General features: G+C 31.7%; 1 protein-coding gene. It reads right to left on the bottom strand.

Annotated elements, in window-relative coordinates:
- On the bottom strand, positions 1-281 hold a 281-nt coding region (locus LG649_RS16190; RefSeq protein WP_226544840.1), incomplete at both ends, for a hypothetical protein.

The raw sequence follows: 281 nt of genomic DNA, 5'->3' as shown, positions 1-281 counted from the left end.
ATAATTATCTCCTACTTGACTCCCATCAGGTAAAGTAATTGTTACATCTACTTCATTTGGCAATGCACTTAATATAACTTCATCGCCTTGATTAACATTTATAACTTCTTCGCCGCTTTGCCATTCGCCATTTATTTTATATTCTTGGGTTAATGGGTTTAATTCACAAAAATAATCATCTGCAATGTTTACATTTAATGTCTTTATACAACCTAAACTTGACTCGAACCTATATAAACCTGATTGAGATGTACTTGTTACTCCTAAATTGTAATCTCCAT

The organism is Neotamlana laminarinivorans (genome assembly GCF_020523925.1).
GTDB lineage: Bacteria > Bacteroidota > Bacteroidia > Flavobacteriales > Flavobacteriaceae > Neotamlana > Neotamlana laminarinivorans.
Note: the sequence above shows the minus strand (reverse complement) of the source record. Positions and strands in the feature narration are given on the sequence as shown.